17 protein-coding genes and 1 pseudogene are annotated in these 17,199 nt (G+C 69.1%); 3 read left to right on the top strand and 15 right to left on the bottom strand.

From position 1 onward, the window contains the following. Window positions 1-1,048: 1,048 nt before the first annotated feature. Window positions 1,049-1,300 carry a helix-turn-helix domain-containing protein gene (locus tag ACIBEC_RS33680; protein WP_360501118.1) on the bottom strand — a complete coding sequence of 84 codons (252 nt, stop codon included), beginning with the start codon at window positions 1,298-1,300 and terminating at the stop codon, window positions 1,049-1,051. Between the two features lie 71 nt (window positions 1,301-1,371). Further along, on the bottom strand, window positions 1,372-1,761 hold the full coding sequence (locus ACIBEC_RS33675; RefSeq protein WP_360501115.1) for a hypothetical protein: 390 nt from the start codon (window positions 1,759-1,761) through the stop codon (window positions 1,372-1,374). Window positions 1,762-2,911: 1,150 nt separating this feature from the next. Between ACIBEC_RS33675 and ACIBEC_RS33670 the strand changes: the two genes are divergently transcribed. Next, window positions 2,912-3,145: a hypothetical protein gene (locus ACIBEC_RS33670; RefSeq protein WP_360501112.1), complete on the top strand. Its 234-nt coding sequence runs from the start codon at window positions 2,912-2,914 to the stop codon at window positions 3,143-3,145. Between the two features lie 1,375 nt (window positions 3,146-4,520). On the opposite strand, the gene ACIBEC_RS33665 is transcribed toward ACIBEC_RS33670, so the two are convergent. The 9 genes from ACIBEC_RS33665 to ACIBEC_RS33625 form a co-directional block, all read right to left on the bottom strand. Continuing rightward, complete coding sequence (locus ACIBEC_RS33665; protein WP_360501110.1) at window positions 4,521-4,715, bottom strand: hypothetical protein; 195 nt, start codon at window positions 4,713-4,715, stop codon at window positions 4,521-4,523. 246 nt (window positions 4,716-4,961) lie between these two features. Then, on the bottom strand, window positions 4,962-5,339 hold the full coding sequence (locus ACIBEC_RS33660; protein ID WP_360501107.1) for a hypothetical protein: 378 nt from the start codon (window positions 5,337-5,339) through the stop codon (window positions 4,962-4,964). Window positions 5,340-5,371: 32 nt separating this feature from the next. Next, on the bottom strand, window positions 5,372-6,688 hold the full coding sequence (locus tag ACIBEC_RS33655) for a competence protein CoiA family protein (RefSeq protein WP_360501104.1): 1,317 nt from the start codon (window positions 6,686-6,688) through the stop codon (window positions 5,372-5,374). A gap of 29 nt (window positions 6,689-6,717) precedes the next feature. Then, the gene (locus ACIBEC_RS33650) at window positions 6,718-8,232 is read right to left on the bottom strand and encodes a UvrD-helicase domain-containing protein (protein WP_360501101.1); all 1,515 of its coding nucleotides are present in this window, start codon (window positions 8,230-8,232) and stop codon (window positions 6,718-6,720) included. A gap of 657 nt (window positions 8,233-8,889) precedes the next feature. Then, window positions 8,890-9,435: a hypothetical protein gene (locus tag ACIBEC_RS33645; RefSeq protein ID WP_360501099.1), complete on the bottom strand. Its 546-nt coding sequence runs from the start codon at window positions 9,433-9,435 to the stop codon at window positions 8,890-8,892. Window positions 9,436-9,488: 53 nt separating this feature from the next. Further along, on the bottom strand, window positions 9,489-10,049 hold the full coding sequence (locus ACIBEC_RS33640) for a hypothetical protein (RefSeq protein ID WP_360501096.1): 561 nt from the start codon (window positions 10,047-10,049) through the stop codon (window positions 9,489-9,491). Beyond that, on the bottom strand, window positions 10,046-10,780 hold the full coding sequence (locus tag ACIBEC_RS33635) for a hypothetical protein (RefSeq protein ID WP_360501093.1): 735 nt from the start codon (window positions 10,778-10,780) through the stop codon (window positions 10,046-10,048). Before ACIBEC_RS33635 ends, ACIBEC_RS33640 begins: the two co-directional genes overlap by 4 nt. 24 nt (window positions 10,781-10,804) lie before the next feature. Beyond that, window positions 10,805-11,851, bottom strand: coding sequence for a hypothetical protein (locus tag ACIBEC_RS33630; protein ID WP_360501091.1), 1,047 nt, complete (start codon window positions 11,849-11,851; stop codon window positions 10,805-10,807). A 324-nt stretch (window positions 11,852-12,175) separates the two neighbouring features. Beyond that, window positions 12,176-12,691, bottom strand: a complete 516-nt coding sequence (locus ACIBEC_RS33625; RefSeq protein ID WP_360501090.1) for a helicase associated domain-containing protein — start codon at window positions 12,689-12,691, stop codon at window positions 12,176-12,178. A gap of 442 nt (window positions 12,692-13,133) precedes the next feature. Here ACIBEC_RS33625 and ACIBEC_RS33620 point away from each other — a divergent pair, with 442 nt between their 5' ends. Beyond that, window positions 13,134-13,925, top strand: coding sequence for a NucA/NucB deoxyribonuclease domain-containing protein (locus ACIBEC_RS33620; RefSeq protein ID WP_360501088.1), 792 nt, complete (start codon window positions 13,134-13,136; stop codon window positions 13,923-13,925). Next, window positions 13,925-14,434 carry a hypothetical protein gene (locus ACIBEC_RS33615; protein WP_360501085.1) on the top strand — a complete coding sequence of 170 codons (510 nt, stop codon included), beginning with the start codon at window positions 13,925-13,927 and terminating at the stop codon, window positions 14,432-14,434. The genes ACIBEC_RS33620 and ACIBEC_RS33615 overlap by 1 nt, the downstream gene beginning before the upstream one ends. A gap of 86 nt (window positions 14,435-14,520) precedes the next feature. Here ACIBEC_RS33615 and ACIBEC_RS33610 read toward each other — a convergent pair whose 3' ends face one another. The 4 genes and pseudogenes from ACIBEC_RS33610 to ACIBEC_RS33595 all read right to left on the bottom strand — a co-directional run. Then, a complete protein-coding gene (locus ACIBEC_RS33610; RefSeq protein ID WP_360501082.1) occupies window positions 14,521-14,820 on the bottom strand; it encodes a hypothetical protein in 300 nt (99 codons plus the stop codon). Next, window positions 14,817-15,365, bottom strand: a complete 549-nt coding sequence (locus ACIBEC_RS33605) for a 2'-5' RNA ligase family protein (protein ID WP_360501079.1) — start codon at window positions 15,363-15,365, stop codon at window positions 14,817-14,819. The genes ACIBEC_RS33610 and ACIBEC_RS33605 overlap by 4 nt, the downstream gene beginning before the upstream one ends. 87 nt (window positions 15,366-15,452) lie before the next feature. Further along, window positions 15,453-16,238 (bottom strand): annotated as a pseudogene (locus tag ACIBEC_RS33600) (IS256 family transposase); the annotation flags it as partial. A gap of 232 nt (window positions 16,239-16,470) precedes the next feature. Then, a partial coding sequence (locus ACIBEC_RS33595) for a WD40 repeat domain-containing protein (protein ID WP_396289621.1) occupies window positions 16,471-17,199 on the bottom strand: 729 nt, incomplete at its 5' end.

Raw genomic sequence — 17,199 nt, 5'->3', positions numbered from 1 at the left:
CGGAAGCCTACGGCTTAAGCATGGCCTGGCGGCCATGCGGCGGTGCTGACGCACCGCCAGGTGCGGGGGTGCCGCCTGGCGGCGTCACCGTGCGTGGTGTCCCGAGGCTGCGCCTCGGGGCCCGGCTGCGCCGGGCGGGGGGTGGCTGGGGCCATTCGCCTGCGGCGAATTCGTGTTCGGGTGACGGCCCCTGGCGGGGCCTTAGTTGATGGGTGGTTGGGCACGGGCCTGCGGCCCGCCATGAGTGGCGTTGACGATGTGACGCGAATTTCGGGTAGACAGCCCCTCCCCTCGGCGCCGCCCCAGCGTTGACGATGTGACGCAAAATTCCGGTAGAACCCCATCCCCGACCTACGGTCGAGGGCCGTTGACGATATGACGCGAATTTCGGGTACAGGCCCCTCCCCTGGCGGGGAGGGGGTATCCGACCGAACGCCCGTTGACGATATGGCGTAAATCCCCGAACGCAGCGTCTCCCCCGGGATCCGGGGGCCCCTGCCGGGGCCTCCACCTCCGTCCGGGCCCTCCCTGGCCCTCGGCCTGGGACTCCCCGGACAAGCCTCCCAAGGCCTGACGCCCCGTACCGGGGCGAGGCGGCACCGGGCCGTCGAAGATGCAAGAGCAGTCACCGGCCCAACCCCGCACCACCCCCAGAAATCAGGCCGCTGGCAGGCCGTGAAACAGCCCACCGGCCGTCACACCACACCCGGTCAAAAAGGCCCCGGGGCAGGGCGCAGCACGGGGCCATCGGTGCGCATGGGATTGTCACCGGCGCCCGGCCTTCGGATGTCACCGGACAGACGCGCGGGAGTCAGCCGGTAAGCCCGTTCGGAAACGCGCCCGCAAGCCACCTGAGATCCCGAATTAATGTCACAACAAGCACTGACTTGCTGCCCACTCTTACCGGCTGATAACCACCGGACTGCACTCTCCCGAACCCCTGACGACCCACACCAAAAGGACCACCGGGAAAGGAGAACATAAAACGGGCTGCCCTTCGGCGGGGGCCGGGGCCTGGCGGGCCCTTAAAAAGGGGCTGGGATGTCGCCTACGGCGCCACCGGAAAAGAGTCGGCGCCACCGGACAACAGGAGCCGGCAGACAGCACCGCACGAGCACCGAGGTACGCCGAGGCGGCGCAGCGCCTCCAGGTCGTGGATGACGACCACCTTGCGCTCGGTCGTCACGATGCCCTCGTCGCGCAGTTGCCGCATCGTCCGGACGATCGCCTCACGGGACGCGCCCACCCACCCGGCCACGCTAATGTCCTGAGGCGATAGGGGAGGCGCGCCATGACCCAAAGAATGTCCAACAACGGCAGCGGCCAGTCGAACCGTTCACCAGAACCTAAGAACTCGTAACACGATCTTGGCTACGCGACCGGGCGCTTTCCGTAGTACGCGCTCACAGTCCTGACCAGCTTTCGCTGGATCCCCCGGAGGATCGGGAGGGTGGCCTCGTCAGTGAGCCCCGTGGTCGTTTGCCACTCGACGCCCGAGCCGACGAGGTCGCTGACGAAGACGATCTCCACGGCCAGAAGGATCCGCGCCCAATCGACGGGCTTGATCGGATCATCGTCACCCAGAGCGCGGCTCAGGATGCGGCACTGATCGAGCAGGTCTCGGGCGTCCACGAACCCCATACCGAAGGCGAGTTCATCGCTGCATCGCGCCGGCCCGCCCCATTCACCTAGAGCCCGTTGGAGCAGTCGGACCTCATCTTCGGCCAGGAGCTCGCTTGGCCTCACCACTTGTTCGGACACCCGCCCCACCTTTCCACCCTTGTCTCCACCGCAGGATGATCAAGCTACCTCTTCCGGAGTCTCCTCCAGCAGATGAGGGAGCAGGCAAGCGAGGCAAAGGCGTCGTGGAGGTCCAGGCGACGCTCCCAGCGGACGGCCAGGCGCTTGAACTGGTACAGCAGGGCGAAGGGTGCCGCGACGGGCCCGTCGCCGGTCGACCGCCGCAAGGTCGGCCTTCTTGTTCTGGTCTTCACTTCGTCTGGGGCAGCCTCAGCCGGGATCTTCGACAGGCTGGAACTGCGCCGGGAGCGTAGGCGGCTCTTCTAAAGGATCGAGCACCCGCTGACCTGGGTTTTCCCTACGGGTGCTCAGATCGAGCACCCGTCAAGGCATCCCCCGACGACATCGACCAGGCGCAGCGACCCAAGCGACCCGCACCGCCAGGACGGCGGCCGACACCACGGCCGGCGGAACCCAGCCCAGGGCGCAGCACGCCGGCGACCAGGCCAACGGCAAGGACGGCGGCCACGCGACCCGGCGCCGCTTGATGGCACGCGCGAGGCATCCCCGACCACACCCACCAGGAGCTGATCAGCCTCCGGTGAGAACGGCAGCGAGCACGACGCCGACGAGCGGCCCCCGGACAGGCCGACGACGTCCCTCCTGACAGGATCACAACCCGGTGCGCGTCACACCCCATTGCCCGTGACGCGCACCACCAACACCCGCAAAACACGGCAGAAAACCCGCAAAACACGGCAGAAAACCCGCCGGAAAACCGAGCGGACACACCCCACAAAAGCCCCCGGAAAATCCGCCGGAACGCCTGAAGGAAACACCCGGCAATTCCCCGCCCCCGACACCCACCACCCGCTCGCATGGCATGCCCACGGCGAACACACACGGCAACCAAAACCCACCCCGCCAGACACCGGCGGAACAGGCCACAGCCGAGCCCGCACCGGGCCGACATTGGTCCAACCAACACCGGCCAAACCCCTAAAAATGCCTCAAAACCACCAACAAGGCCAACCGCAGGTCACACCCCTGGGAGAGCAGCGGAGAGGGCGCAGGACAACAGCCAGCAGCCGGCGCTCGCCGACGCGGCCAGCGAACTGCGCCCAGGGGCGCCACCGGCCGACTGCACGCGTGTGCGACCTACGATGAGCTGGTGTCCGACACCGCATTCCCCGCTGACCTGCTCGAACTCCAGCGCCGCTGGTACGCCGCGGAGGCCGCCTGGGCCGCCGACCCGACCGAGGAGAAACGAGCCGCGTTCGCCGCCGTCAGCGCCGAGCTGTACGCCCACCCGCACTGGGCCGAGACGGGAAACCGGCACAAAGCCGAGATGGAACTCAAACAGGCCACCCGCCCGGACACCCCCCAGGAAACAGCTGCGACCTGACCGCCGGCGAGGACCTGCCCGACCCGCCCGCCCGGGACAGCCCCCACATCCAGCCCGCCCCACCCACGAGCGGCCGGCACCAGCCGGACGCGAGAACCAGAAGCACAGCGCAGCAACCCACCACACCGACCAACCCCCCCAACCCACCCACCACAACCACCAGGCAGGGGGCCCGGGAAGGTAAGTCGAGGTGGTGAGAACGCCGCCCCAGTGCCCCTGAGCTGCGTAAACAGGTGGCAAGCGCGGTCGGGGGCCGGTGGCCGAACCGAACCGCAAAGCGACCTCTCAGTCGGCCCCCGTGCCGAACGACGAGCCGAACCCCCGACCGAACAAGGCGCACGGCCACGTCGCGCGGCGCGGCGACGGCCGGGCTGGGGCTGGGAGGCCGCCAGGCAGGGCCCGCCAGCTGCCGCCGCAGACCACCACGACCCGCCAGCGCACCACCGCCACCCCACCCCCACCACCAGGAGGACAGGGGCGCGCAGAGAGGGATGTCGGAATTACCGGCCACCTTGGTGGGCCCTGTGAACTGCGCAGATGCCACCCGGCGCCCGGGGCGGAAGTGCTGGCATCAGGAGCTGCATCAGGAGTCACAGCAGGAGCCACATCGGGAGCTGCATCAGGAGGCCCCGGAAGGGCCGTTCCCGGGCCGCGTGGGAGCCGGACCGAACTCCTAGGCCGGACGGTGCGTCAGGGCACGGTGGACGCCGCCAGGAGCCGTCCGTGGGGCATCGGTCGGGCATGGGGGCGGTACCGGATCCGGTCGAGCCTCGATACCTGGTCCGGGAAGGTGGCAGCCGCAGCTATCTGGGGTCTGGCGACACTCTGAGCGAGTTGGGCGGTTGATGGGGTATGCAGCCACATGAGGCACGGAACGGCCCGCTTCCCCACCACGCCCACATGGCCGCCGTCCGCGCCGCGCTCGCAGCTGGTGGCCTCGCCCCCACCACCTGGCGCGCCGCCGCAGACGGGCAGCTCCTCGGCTGGTTCGAGTGGGACCAGGCCGCCGTTCGCGCGAATCCCGGCGGTCCGGCCGCCAGGTCAGCGCAGTGGCCACACGGCATCGTGCTGCGCTGGGACCGCCGGGGCTGGACGCTGGTGGTCCCAGCCCCGCACCGCCAGCCCACGCCGAAACGGCGCTCGACCCCGAGGGAGCGACCCGGTACTGCTCCCCCCGGCAGGTCGTCGTCAGCCTCCTCAATCGCTGGCACCACAACACCTTGACGGGGCCGATCTGCGAAACCCCGTGGGACTCCCGCCCGCTCCGGGACGCGGTGACTGCGTGGGAAGCCAAGACCGGCCGCACCTGAGCAGCGCATGGGCTGATTGGCACCGTCCCTCACTGTGCCTACAACTTCCCAGTGACCCCAGATAATCAGAATCCGCGACCCTCAACAGCCAATAGCCGGGCAGTGCCGTCGAGAGTACGCACCCATACCTGATCTATGACATCTGGGAAGGCACCCAGTTCGGGGCGGATCGCCATCATGATCGTCTCACCTGCGGCCAGAGGATTGGTGTAGCTCCCACTCACACCGGGCCGCGGAATCTGGTCCAGGAGCAACAGCACCGGGTAGCCATAGTCCTTGGCTCTGCGCAGTTGCTTAGCTTGACTATTAACCCCACCAAGAGGGTTGTCGGGGTGGTGAGTTTCACCTTGACGGCCACTCACCACGGCCGCTGACCTGCATGTTTGTCCGGAATCCGGGCGTGGCGGGCGGGAGGGGCGGCCACCGGTTGGTGCACCGGTTCACACCACCGGTTGTCGCACCGGTTAGAACACCTGCAGTCTGGTAGTGAAGATGTTCCGGTTGGGTTAGTCGGATGCCGGGAAGTAGAAGTCGATGAATTCCGCGCCGCCGAAGTGGATGCAGAGTCCTCTACCTGGGGCACGGAAGTATTCCTCCTGAAGCGCCCACGCGATTAGTTCCTCCAACTGGGTGTCGGTGGCACCTTGAGAGTGTTCCTTGACGATCTGGCAGGCCCATTTCGGTGAGAGGACCTGCGTAAACAGGCGCAGCCTGGGTGCGTCTTCGCTGTCGGGTGGTGCTTGGTAGCCGATCCGGGCCCGGGTGTAGAGCCCGAGGCCGCCTTCCTCTACTTGTTGCAGGACGGCGGTTGTGGGGATTCGGTTTGTCAGTTCGCGTTCTGCGTCTGAGAGGGCTTGGCTGACGCTTGCGGGGGGCTGTGCCATCGTCTTCTCCTTGTCGTTGGTGCGAGGCGTATTCAGATGCGGTCCAGGCCGGTGATCCTCCGCGCCATGCGGCGGATGTCGCGGGGGGCGACCTGTTGGACTCGAACGGACACGGATGCGTGCTGGGCGGGGCGGTTCAGCGCTTGGCGCTGGCTGGGGGTCAGGTTGGCCAGCGGGGTGTCCACGAGAAGGGGCCCGTACCGGGCGGGGGCCTGGTGGGCGTCGGGGGCGAGGACCTGGTGTAGCGCGATCAGGTCGGCGTCGCAGCGCGAGCACAGGAGGAAGCCGGCAACGGGCGCGAAGTCGGTGGTCAGCGCGTAGGAGTCGCCTGAGTCCTCGCAGCCGCAGTATGGGGTCTCGGAGCGGTGGAAGAGCTGCCAGCCGTAAGCGAGGGCCGTGAGCGTCGCGGCGCGTCCCAGGTCTTCGGTGGTGGTCCACACGATCGGGTCCGGACAGCTGCTGGCGGTGTCGTGGTAGGGCGCGGCGAGCTCCAGTGCCACCACGGTGCCGTGCAGGACTGCGGCCAGGACGTGTGCGAGCTGCGGCTCGCGCCTGGGTCGCCACCATCGGATGCCGCACAGGAACTCGGTCGCGCAGGGGATGGCGCCTGTGCCGTCCCCGTACGGGGACAGGTCCTCCCGGTGGTTGTACTGCGCGTGGGTCTGCAGGACGCTCCACGAGGTTTCCCAGGGCAAGGGGATGTCGGGTCCTTCTTGCTGCCAGCGCTGTCCGCGGCCGCTGGTGGGATCCCGGTCGTGGTAGCCCTCGCAGGCCACCGCGCGAAGGCCGACCAGGGGCGGGTGGGCGAGCCTGCGGTGGCCGTCGACCACCGTCCAGCCGGCTTCGTCCTGGCGGACCTGCAGCGAGGGGACGGCGAGCAGCCAGGGGGCGCGTGTGGTGGTGACCCAGCAGCTGTCGACGCCGGCGGCGGCGTAGCGGCGGGTGCGCATTTCGATGTCGGGGGTGGTGATGGGTGAGAGCTGGGCTTCGAGGGCGAGGCGGCGGCCGTCGGGGGCGGTGGCGAGGACGTCGGCGCGCCAGCCGTCACCGGGGGCTTCGACGGCGGCGTGCCAGCCGGCGGTGCGGGCGGCGTGGGCGAGGGCGCGTTTGAGGTGGTGGTGTTCGAGGCTCTCGCCGGTGCTGGGGCAGTGGGGCTGGGCGGTGTCGTGGGCGAAGAACCGCAGCCCGCGGTGGGAGGTCTTGGCGTGGACGGGGCCAGCACAGGCGGGGCACCGCAGGTCGGGGCGGGGCTTGGCTCGGTGGACGGTGTTCCAGTGGAGGCCCGCGCCGAGGTCGTCGATGGTGGCGTCCAGGGTGCCGTGGCTGGGATGCAGGGCGGTCAGGGGCACGGGGTTCTCCGAGGGGCGTTCGGGGGCCGTTACCGGGGGGCTGGGCCGAGCCTGGCCCACGGATCGTCGTGCCCGGGCCGTGCGGTGTTCGGGGTGTCGGTGTTCTGGCCGGCGGGGTGGTCGTCGATCCAGGCCAGACTGCCGCGCTCGAGGTGGTGGCGGGCGCGGGTGATGGCGACGTAGGCCAGGCGGGCCTCGGAGCGGGAGACGGGGCCGGGCTGTCCCGTGTCGGTGGGTTCGGGCTCGGGGAAGTCGTCGGCGATGCGCACCGAGGGCCATTCCCGGCCCTTGGCCTTGTGCGCGGTGGAGATCGTGACGTCCGCGCTGTGCTCGTCGCCCAGGCGGTCCAGGAAGCCGAGGATCTCCTCGTGGCCCAGGTCGTCGACCAGCTCGACCCAGGGCAGCAGATCGCGCCCTGCCGGGTCGTTTTCGGCGTATTCCTGCAGTTCGCCCCAGGACTTGAACAGCAGCAGGTCGTGGTGGTTCGTCCTCTTGCCGGACTTGAGGTCGCGTGCGGCCAGCGCCAGTTTGCGCAGGTCGTCACCGCCGCCGGCCATTGCGACCCGGCGCCCGGTTCCCAGGTGGCGGCGGACCTCGATCATCGCTCCGGCGTTGGTGCGGCACAGCACCGCGTCGGCTTGCTCTACGGGCCCGATGCTGGTCCTCGTCTCGTGGTGGCCTGTCAGGCGCAGGGGTGCGTTCACGATGCTCAGCCAGCGGTTGGCCTCGTGGGCGAGCTGGGTGCCGAAGCGGAAGGACTGGGAGAGGTTGAGGTGGCGCCCCGGCGAGCCGGTCATGATGTCGCGGGCGCCGCGCCAGGCGTAGATCTGCTGGGCCGAGTCGCCGACCAGGACGAGCTGGGTGTTGCCGCGCTGACCGTTGATCACCGATTCGAGGACGGGGTTGGTGTCCTGTGCCTCGTCGAGCATCACGTACGGGGCGTTCAGCTGCGGCTGGGTGAGCTGCCAGAGCTTGAGGTAGTGGTCATGGAGGAACTTGACCTTCCAGCCCTCGGGGTGAATGGCGTCCGCCCAGGCCTGGCGGGCGAAGGGCACCACCACCTCGGCCAGCAGCACGTGCACCTCCGGACTCTCGGCGCCGCGCTGCACGGGCACGTGGCGTTCCGTCAGCTCGTGGTCGGCGGACAGGCAGAAGCCCCGCACGGTCTCGGTCGCCACGTAGGCGAGGTTCCACGGCTCCAGCACCTTGCCGCCCAACTCCAGGTCCTGGTGGATCCCCAGGGCGGCGGCGACCTTGCGCGAGGGAATCCGAGGGCTGCTCAACCGATTCCGGTAGCGGTGGCCCACCGAACGGTAGGCCAGGGAGTGCGCGGTGGTGCACTGCACCCGGGCGGGAAACCTGCGCTTCGCCTCGCTTGCCGCGGCCTTGTTGAACACGATGTACAAGCCGTTGCGGGAGTCGGCCTCGGCCAGCATCTGCAGCGTCGTCGTCTTACCCGTCCCGGCGCCGGCCTGGACGACCAGATCGCCGCCGGTCTGGAACTCGTCCACAACCGCCGACTGCTCCTGCGTAGGATCCGGCATCGGCTCCCCCGTCCTGTCACCGCCCGCAGCACACGAGCCGACCTACCGACACGGCCGCTGCCGTACCTGAGGGCGAGCATCCCAGACCCCACTGACAACGAGTGCCCGGACGGTCACGGTGAGAAACTGCGAGACCACCCCTCCCCGCGCGCCCCCGACTGGTTGAATCCGCAACCACACCGTCACCGAGGGCAGCCGAAAGGAGGGCCCGGGATGGAGCCGCATGGCCATGAGGCGGCACTGGCAGTACCGTGCCCGCAGTGCAGGGCCCGCCCAGGGGCCATGTGCGGCAACCGCACCAAGGTCCACCCGGTGCGACGCGGCGCAGCCCGAGGCGGCCCCCCTTCCGCACACGCCCACCGAGGGCGGCCCGATTCCGCGTCGGCCATCCGCGCTCCGTGGGACGGCTATTACGACCGAAACGAGCCGCTCTGGACGGACGACGTCGGCCGGCCCTGCCCCAGCGAACTCCACATCGCTGCCTGGGACCCGGCGGGCACGAGATCATGTGCTGCGCCACGCTGCGCACTGTGGACGGCTGTCAGGTCTGCGACCGCTCCTGCTGGCTGTGCGAGGCCCGCGCGGGCCGGGCCTGCCGCGGCCTGCCGTCGGCCCGAAGGCTTGCCGGGGTCGCCCACGTCGCCCGCCTGTGGAAGCTCAGCTTCGAGGAGGAGGACGAGTACCTCGACGCGATGACCCGCCGCTGCCCGCACTGCCAGGCCCAGCCCGGCCAGCTCTGCCACACCGTCCCGCTGCCGTCACCACCACGTCCTTCCCAGCGACATTCGCTGGCAGTAATGGCGCGGCGTCGTCCTGCTCAACGGCTTCTGTGAGGATGGAGGGACTATCGACGTTCGGGGTCAGGCGGTGGATCAGGGGCAGTGTTCCGTCGACCTTCGCGAGGATCTCGTTGAGAGGAGCGGCGCAGTCGCTCATTCTCTGCCGGACGCGCTCAGCGATGTCGTCGGTGTCGCTCCCGTCGATCGCGGCGAGGTTGCCTCGGCGCTGATTGTCGAGCAGATGTCCGCCAACGTGCCGCAGCGCGTTGGGAAGGGAGTTCATCAGCGAGATGAGCCCGGCCAGCGCGGCCTCAATTTGGTCGAGTGGCAGGGTGGGGCCGGTCATGCCTCGGTTGTTGAACGCGGTGAGGATCTGGGCTGCTTGGGCTGGCAGGCCTGCGGTCTCTGCTGTGTCGTGGGTCACTGTGCGTCCTTCAGCCGGGGCCCGGCGCCAAGCGGTGCCGGGGCCCGGCTCGGTCAGTAGGCGCGGCCAGCCGTGCTGGCGGGGTCGATCGAGGCTCGCTGGCCCCAAGTCCGGACCGGTGCGAGAGGGGTTCCGGTCCGGACGTGGTGCAGCCAGGTGTGCATGCTGTACAGCACGCCGCGGCCCTCCGCGCGGGAGCGCGAGAACGTATTGAAGGCACCGATGTTGAGGACGACGTGGCGGTCGACGTCAGGGGAGAATCCCAGGTCGATGAGCGGCTCGGTCAGCAGCCGGTAGTTGTTCCACGGTCGGTGCCATTCGAAGGCGACCAGGCCACCCCCGCTGTCGAAGATCCGCAGCTTCCGGTTGCCGTGTTCAGCCACGCCACACAGTAGCCATCGGATTCGGGGGTGGACGCGCTGCTTCCCGGCGATCGGGTCCTGCAGGAGTGGGGGAGTCTCCAGTTCCCAAACCGTGCCGTCCGCCGCCTCGGTGTCTGCGCGGCGGCCGGCGCGGGGGACTTCACGGTTCAGGAGCCGCTCGGTGAGGCCGCCGGCCCACTGGCGCTTGGCAGCCTCGTCCAGGTTGGTGCTGGTGAGGAGCATCGGGGTCACTGGGCGCTCCACGCCTTGTCGTCGGAGACAGCCTCGTTGAGTTGGGTGGTGAAGAACTTCACCGATACCCCGAACTGGCCGTAGGTGAGGCCGGCGTTGCGCATGACCTGCTCGTAGTTGATGGCGTCCGGATCGCTGTTCCAGGCCTCGGTGACGGCTCGGGCGAGGTCCCGTGCGCCCTGGTGGCCCTTCTGCGCGAGCGTCATCGCCTTCAGCCGGGTGACCTCGTCGTCCCTGCGCTTGAGGGCCTCCGCCTTTTGCTCCCTGAGGTCCTGGAGCCGTTGGTGGGAGTGCCGTTCGAGCAGCGTCATCGACTGACGCTCGGAGAAATGGAGCGGGCCGGGCGTGGGATCGTCGTCGACCAGACTGATGCTCGGCGGGTCCTCGGTGCGCTGGCCCGGCACGGTCGGCGACGGGTTGTCCTCCTTCTCCCGGGCCTCCCGCTCCCGCCTCTCCGCGGCGGCGGCAGCCTCACCGTGCCTCCACTCCTTCTCGGCCTGTTCCTCCAGGCGGGTGATGCACCTGTTGAAGTACGGCTCCGCCCAGGGCGCCCCGGCGCTGAACCTCTCACGAAGGTACTGGCGGCGGGCCTGGGCGCTCTGGGGGAAGCTGACGAGCATCTCCCTGACGTCCGTCACCAGGGCGCGCCGGACGTCGTCGGGCATGTGGTCGTGGTCCCTGTGCAGGTGCAGTCGGTTTCCCTGCTCGTCGCGGAGAGGCTTGGAGCTCAACGCCGTTCCCTTCGTTGGTGGTTGTTATCCGGCTCGCGGTCCCTCCCGTCGAGCCTCGGCGGCGAGGCGCTGGCCCCACTCGCTGTACAGCTGCGCGGTCGTGAGGACCGCGTTGATCAGTTCCTCGTCGCCCCGGGCCGCGATCTCCGCCGGGTCGTACTCGAGGAGCCGGGTGGCCTGTGCGTCGTGCCGTTGAAGGGCCGCTCGCCAACGGGCCAGGACGACCTCGGGGTCCGCCTCCGCAGCAGCGTCCATCGCGGCATCGTCGGGGTCACGTGCCGGCCGGGCCGGAGGGCCGATCTGCGACTGGATGGTCCGCCGCACCTGGTCATCGGCAATCAGCTCGCTGAGGTACTCCGGGGTGGACGCCACCCGCGCGAGGACCTCGGCCCTGCCAGTCGAGCTCTCCAGCAGCGCCGCGCACGCGCTGCGCGCGATCTCGACGTCGGCGCCGATGGCCGCCTTCACGACCTCGGGCCCGGGCGGGACGGTCTTCGGTGCGGGTCCGGCAGTCCCGTCCTCACCGGCCTGGACGCCCTCGCGTCGGCCAGGCGGCAAGGTGACCGGCAGGAGTGAGTCGCCGAGCAACGCGCGAAGGCCGGTCTCGGTGACGACCGGGTCGTCGGTGCCGGCAACGGCTTGCGCCATCCCGACCAGTTGGTCCAGGCGTCGTTCCAGTGCTCCTTCCACGTCTCCGATCTCCTTGGGCATCGAGACGGCTGCCCTGAGAGTGCTGTAGGAGACCTCCACGTCGAGCGCATCGATCACCTCACGAACCGCCGGCCCCACTCGGCTGGCGACCTTTCGGTATGTTCGGGCGGTGGCGGTGGCCAGGCCAACCCTGCCAGCCGCCTGTGCCCAGACCGACGTCCCGGGGTCGCCGCTGTCAGCGGAGTCGATGCCCAGCAGCACATCCCCGATTTCCAGCCGGATCCGCCGTTGCCGGTTGGTGTCAGCTCGGACTGCCACGGCCAGCCGCTTGTCCTGGGAAACGAGCTGTCCTAGCCGCTCCAGCTCGCCATTCAGGTCATGGGGCAAGCCGGCAGTTGTCCGGGCCAGAAGGTCGACCATGAGCGCGGTCCTCGCTGTAGCGCATCGCTCACGTTGAGCAACGCTATCAGCGCCGACAGTAGTGAATCGCCGGCAAAGAAGTGCCTTGTCGGAGGCGGAAGGTAGCAGCCAACTCCCAGTGAGCCTTCACCAAATAACATCAAAACCGGACAAAAGAATTAGGTGGGAGGGTCGCAATGAAGAGCCGGATCTCCGAACTGCCAGCCGGTCATCGCCAGCCGCGTAGGCCCACTCAATGTGGTGAATTCGACCTGTAGGTCGTCTACTCACGATGCGCCCCCGCGCACACCACGGAGCCTGCAGGTGCTGGCACGGCCAGGACCGTCAGCGGGCTGCGAGGGCGTCCAGGAGCGCGGTCTGCTGGGCGGTCAGCTTCCCGTCGGTACGGGCTTTGTCCTGCTTGCGCAGCCACGTGCCGGGCCGGAACGTCGGATCGTCCGCGCTGCCGGTGCGGTTGGCGGGGCCGTCCAGGGTGCCGCCGGCGGCGAGGCAGGCGAGCAGGCGGCGGTAGGAGCGGTTCCAGTCCGGCTCCAGACGCCACAGCTCGTCCAGCGCGGTGAGCCTCGCCGCCTGCTCCTGGGTGAGGCTCGCGGCCTTGCCCTGGCGGCGCATCCACGCCCCCACCGCGTAGTCGTCCAGCTTCGCCGTGGCAGGGATCGCCAGGTGGCCGTGCTGGCGGTAGAACGCAGCACCACACTCCCAGGCGTTGCGGATCGCTGCTGTGCCAGGAAAGTGAAGCAGCGTCAGTTTTTCTTGAACCGTTGGCGCAGTCCGGGCCGTGCTATCTGGATGGATGGCGGACGATGCCGTCCGATACCGCTTCGGCGGTAGACGATGCATTTTCGGCGGCCTCCGGAAGGGTTGTCAGATGTCGAGGCCGCCGCAGGACGCGGAGTGATCCGCAGACAAGGGGGCTCGGGTGAGGCATGTAGGACGACGGGTGATCGGCGGGCTGGCCGCTCTGGTCAGCGCTGCCGCGCTGCTCAGTGTGGCGGGCAGCGCGCAGGCGGCGGGCACGGGAGTGCAGGAGGCCGGCGCCAGGCCTGTGGTGCAGGCCGCCGGCAGTGCGCAGGCGGGTGCCGGCGGGACGACGCTGTGCGGTGGCGGGGTGGGCAGCTGCGGGGACGCTGCGCATGCTCCGCTGGGGAGTACGAGGCTGGCGGTTGGTCTCGCGGCGTCCGCGGCTCCGGGACCGCGTCAGGGTGCGATCCCCTCGTGGTGCACCAGTGCGTGGGAGGTCAACCGGACCGAGGCCTGCTACACGCAGACGAGCCAGTGGGAGATGACCGATCAGAACGGTACGCCGGTCGGGGGGATGACGTACACGGTCACCAACTACCTGAAGGCCGATCCGAAGAGCACGCAGGTCTACGGCTACTTCCAGGTCGACTTCCCCTACGTGTGGGGCCAGGCCGCCGGCGCCGACTTCACCTACACGACCGGCTGCACCAGCGTGACCTGCAAGCCGCTCTCGTTCTACAACGGGGGGCTGATCAGGCAGGGCGCCTCCTTCTACTCCAACGACTCCTACACCGACAGCCTGCCGGCCTCTCTGGTGGACAGCTCCGAGGCGACCTACAAGATCACGATCCATCCGCAGGGCGGGAACACCGTCTCCGGGGACTGGAACTCCCCGTTCTTCCGGTGTGACCAGATCGCCAGCTCTACGGCCGGCTGCGTCATGCCGAACGGGCGTCCGGTGACGGACATGCGCTACCTGCCGACGATCTCCGCCGGCATCCGGAAGGTGCAGAGCGCGCCGCTGCACATCGGCCAGCCCGACAGCCCGAACCCGCTCACCCGCTCCACCTCCCCGACCGTGGAAGCGGACAACCGCAAGGCGGCCTGCCCGGTGCCCGGCGTGCCGAAGCCCACGACCCCCGCCGGTGCCGTGTGGTCGTGCGACGAGTACCCGTTCGCCACGACCCTGGAGGGCGCCGCCAAGACGCCTCCGCCCAACAGCGGCTCCGTCTGGGTACCCAAGACCGAGAACGACAGCCAGGGCGGCACGCTGGGCGCCTTCTACGCGGCCCAGCGCGTGCTGGACGGCGACCAGTTCTACGTGGCGGCGTGATGAACGCCCTCACGATCCAGACCCGGGTATCGCACGGCCAGTTCTGGATCAAGGACCCGGACGTCGAGGTCGCCCTCGACGTCTACACCGGCCTGAACGGCCTCATCCAGACCCGCGGCGGCGAGAACCGCGCGACCATCCTGACCGGCACCGGCTTCGGGAAGATCACACTCACCTACGAGCCCTGCCACACGGAGCCGACACTCCACCTCGACGGATGGGACGACGTGGTCGAGGTCAGCATGACCCTCACCACCCCGCAGGCCGGCTTCGTCGGACACGGCTTCCAAGACGACCCGATCACCAGCCTCCCCAGCCTGTCCGCGGCCGGTGCGGGCTCCTACCGGATCCGTGTCCACGTCCGGGGCCGAAACGAGGGCCTGGACCTCGAAGACAACTACGGCGACCCGGTCGAGTCCTACCTCATACAGGCATGGCCGAACCCGGTCACACCAGAGATCCGCCACAAACTGACCGACCGACGCGGCGAACACGTCCGCACACCCTGACAACAACGGAGCCAAGGCAGGTGCTCCGGCGGCCGACGCTGCAGGGACGCCGACCGCCTGGTGGTGGTCAGCGCCCCCGCCGCCCGTCAAAACCCGCCGCGACGCACGTGCGGACGAGCGGGCCGGGCGTGCTCGGTACCACGCAGCGCGAGGGCCGCAGTGCGGGTGCGCTCCAGCCGGCTCGTGACTCGGCGCAGCGTGGCGGGGTCGAGCTGTTGGGTGAGGTCGCGGACGGCCTGGTGGTCGTCGTCGGTGAGGGTGTGGAGGCCGGCGCGGTCGAGGGCGGTGTAGAGGGGCTGGGAGTCGCCGTTGTCGTGGCGGTACAGCGCCAGCGGGAACCGCTCATCGAAGCGGTGTTCGTCCGTGGGTGGGCGAGCAATTGTCAAGAGTTGTGGATTGACTCGCTGCCGGGGTGGCGAGGTGAGGTGTTGCTCGATGCGCCTAGCATCGGAAACTCCGCGTGATGCCGCCAGCATTGACCGTCGCTCACGAACAGGCTCACCGACGAGATCGTCGCGGTGGCGGGTAGCCGGCTGGCAAGCGCCACCTCCACCTCGTCGAAGACCCGGGGCGGCTGCCCATGGGCGACGGTCAGGTGCGGGATGACCTCGGCAAACTGTCCCCCGTAGGGCGGCGCATCCGGCCAACGCGCGGCGATGGACTCGGTCAGCGCCCGAAATGGCTGGTCTGGGGTCGGCGCCAGGTAGAGCACGTCGGGGAAGCGTCCACACTCGTCGAACCGGACCGCGAAGGGGTCATGCCCGGCGATCAGGGTCGTGAGATCACCGAGGACCGCCGCACTGATGAGATCGACGTGGAGGAACGGGAAGAGCACCGTCACGTGGGCGGGAACCCCGACCGCTGCGGAGGCGTCGAATCGCTGACGCCAGTGCTCAACCAGCGGTTCGGCTTCCGACACGGTGGCGAGCATGGCGGTCTGACCTGCTCGGTAACGTCCTGACTCGTCTTGGGACACGGCTGGATGATCTCGGACGGCTTCCGTCCGCGCCACCGGTTTTCAGGCGGCGGTGACCTCCTCGCGCTCGACCAGGACGCCGTTCTCGAACCTCGCCCCGGAGCGGACCAGCGCGACGAGCTGGGCCCCAGTGATCGCCCGCCAGCGGGCTTGAGCGGACTCGACGAGCTTGAACACCATCGCGAGGGCTGCGGCCGGGCTGCCGGCCCCGCGAGTGACCTTGGTCCGCAACTTGACCGTCGAGAACGTCGACTCGATCGGGTTCGTGGTCCGAAGATGGATCCAGTGCTCGGCCGGGAAGTCGTAGAACGCCAGCAGCTCGTCCTGGTCATCGGTGATCTTCGCGACGGCCTTGGGCCACTTGGCGCCGTAAGTCTTCGCGAACGCCTCGATCGCCTTCTCCGCGTGGGCGCGATTCTCGGCGTTGTAGATCTCCTGCATCGCCTTCGTGGCACCCGGCTGTGCGGACTTCGGCAGGCAGTTCGTGACGTTGCGGGCTTTGTGAACCCAACATCTTTGCTGCTCAGCAGCCGGAAACACCTCAGCCAGTGCCCGCCACAAGCCCATGGCACCGTCGCCGACCACCAGCTCGGGGTCACGCATACCGCGTCGCCGGCAGTCGCGAAGCAGGTCGGCCCAGGACTCGGTGGACTCGCGTAGGCCCTCCGCCAGCGCGATCAGCTCCTTTGTGCCGTCCAGACGCACCCCGAGCAGGACCAAGACGCATGAGTGTGCTTGGCCGAGACGGACCTTCGGGTGCACCCCGTCGGCCCACACGTAGACGAAGTCGCGGTCCGACAGGTCACGCTCCTGGAATGCGGCGTGGTCGTGAAGTACGTGCAGGTCGCTCACCCGGAGCGGTTCATCATCGACCCCACGTAGGCATAAACCCCGCCTCACGCAGATCGGCCGTCGGCTGACCCCGCAGACGCTGGTGCGACGCGAAGCCACCCGGCGCTACCCGATCCTGGTTTCCGGTGGCGGGAGGATCCGCTGGTGGTCCGGTGATGGTTGGTTCAGACGAGTTATGCGGGCTGAGGGCTGTGATGTTCGGTCAGACCTATACCGAGCGGTCATGTGATTGGCGGCGGTAGAGGGCGATGTCATTGTGGAAGCCGATGACGAGGTCGCCATCGGCGCTGATCGCGGCGGAGCGCGGTGTGTCGACAGGGATAGCTGTGATGGCTGCCCGGGTGCGCAGGTCCCACACCCGCACCGTGTCGTCCCCTCCGGCGGTGACGGCGACCGGGCCACCGTCGAGCACCGTGCACGTCACCGAGGTAACGGCACCGGTATGGCCGGTGAGGGGCTCACCGACGGGTCGGCCGGTGGCCAGGTCCCATACCCGCACCGTCTTGTCGTCGTTGCCGCTGACCGCGACGGGGCGGCCGTCGAGGACCGTGCACGCCACCGCCCCCACCCGGTCGATGTGACCGGTGAGGGGCTCACCGACGGGCCGGCCGGTGGCCAGGTCCCACACCCGCACCGTACCGTCCAAGCTGCCGGTGACGGCGACGGGGCGGGCGTCGAGGACCGTGCACGCCACCGCCCATACGGGGTCGGTGTGGCCGGTGAGGGGCTGGCCGACGGGCCGGCTGGTAAACAGGTCCCACACCCGCACCGTACGGTCCATGCCACCCGTGACGGCGACGGGGCGGCCGTCGAGGACCGTGCACGCCACCGCCCCCACCCGGTCGATGTGACCGGTGAGGGGCTCACCGACGGGCCGGCTGGTAAACAGGTCCCACACCCGCACCGTCTTGTCGTCGCTACCGGTGACGGCGACGGG

Origin of the sequence: Kitasatospora sp. NPDC051164 (genome assembly GCF_044455625.1) — a bacterium.
Lineage (GTDB): Bacteria > Actinomycetota > Actinomycetes > Streptomycetales > Streptomycetaceae > Kitasatospora.
Note: the sequence above shows the minus strand (reverse complement) of the source record. Positions and strands in the feature narration are given on the sequence as shown.